1 protein-coding gene is annotated in these 1,572 nt (G+C 48.7%); it reads right to left on the bottom strand.

Annotated features, from left to right (window positions below; genetic code table 11):
* Positions 1-1,494 (bottom strand): HAF repeat/PEP-CTERM domain-containing protein (locus O9295_RS04665; protein ID WP_288032060.1); only part of this gene is annotated, 1,494 nt, incomplete at its 3' end.
* Positions 1,495-1,572: the final 78 nt, after the last annotated feature.

Genomic DNA, 1,572 nt, shown 5'->3' with positions numbered 1-1,572 from the left:
TGTTACTGTTCCAGCAGCAGTAAATGTTAACCCCGTCACAAAAGCAGTAGGATTAGTTGGATCGAGCATTTCCGCAGGATCGATATCACTGATGCGAAAATCACTAAAGCCAAGGGGATTAACACCCAACAAGTTGAAAGTTGTTCCCGCAACTAGAGAATAATTGCCAAATCCGGGTAATTCTAAGGTAAAGTTACTGTCGCCCTGGGGGAGAGCATTGGGGATTAAAACAGAGGCGAATAGGGGGCCGCCTGTCACTGCGTAATCGTATCCTACCGACACAATCGGATCAAAAAAGATGGGGTTAATTATACCCAATCCATTATTACCGACGGGAACACCAGGAAAGGTAAAGCCGTTGGGGTTGCTTGGATTTGGAGTAGGGAGAAGCGGATTGGTAGGCGTTGTTCCGGGTTGGGAAACTGGTTCTCCATCTAAACGAGCAATCCAAGCTTCAGTCAGACCATCAGGGTTAGTCCCAAAACCCACAACCGTTAACCCATCGGCAGAAATTGCGTTAGCTCGGTCCAAAAACCAACCGGTTAAATCTAAACCATAATCATTAGTTAAAACCTGTTGTAAGCTCCGCATCCCTTGGGTGCTATTCCAGATAAATGCTTCATCACCATTAGCACTTTCACTGTAACCAACCACGACAGACCCATCTCCTGATACTCCTGAAGCCAGGCTGAAGAAACGAAAATCCACCGATGGTAAATGTCCTAGTCCGACCATCCCTGTCTGTTGTGTCCAACGGAATGCCTCAAATGACGAATCATTGCTGCTGTAACCAACCACAACAGACCCATCGGCTGATACTCCTAAAGCCTCGCCAAAACTCGCCCACTCCAAGTTCCCTAGTCCAACCGTCCCCGTTGCTTGTGTCCAACGGGATGCCTCATAATTGCTGGTACTGTAACCAACCACAACCGACCCATCGGCTGATACTCCTGGGCTACGGGACAAATACCCACCAGATAAGTTACCTAGTCCGACCATCCCCGTTGCTTGTGTCCAACGGAATGCCTCACCCCCACTATCAGAAGCAGTACCAACAACAACAGACCCATCGGCTGACACTCCCGAAGCACTGCTAGAGTTCCACCCCGATAAGTTCCCTAGTCCCACCATCCCCGTTGCTTGTGTCCAACGGAATGCCTCATTACCATTACCAATATTGCTGATACCAACCACAACAGACCCATCGGCTGATACTCCATTAGCACTGCTAGAGAAACTACCCCCCGGTAAGTCCCCTAGTCCAACCATACCCGTTGCTTGTGTCCAACGGAATGCCTCTGTTGTCCACATAGGAGTACGGGTGCTGCTACCAACCACAACAGACCCATCTGCTGATACTCCAGTAGCACTGCTAGAGAAACTACCTGGTAAGCCCCCTAACCCCTGAAAAGAGGCGGCTTGTGCCTGGAAAGCCACCCCGATCGCACCCAATCCGATCCCTAAGCTGATACAATTAGCTAGTATCTTGTTCATAACCTGATAAGACTCCAAAAAACTAAGTGATTCTTACAATCTAGATGTTCACTTTGGTTTTGTCTGTGGGAATTTGTG

This window comes from Microcystis sp. LE18-22.4A (assembly GCF_027531105.1).
GTDB classification, from domain to species: Bacteria; Cyanobacteriota; Cyanobacteriia; order Cyanobacteriales; family Microcystaceae; genus Microcystis; species Microcystis aeruginosa.
The sequence above is the reverse complement of the archived record's forward strand: the minus strand, read 5'-3'. Positions and strand labels throughout refer to the sequence as shown.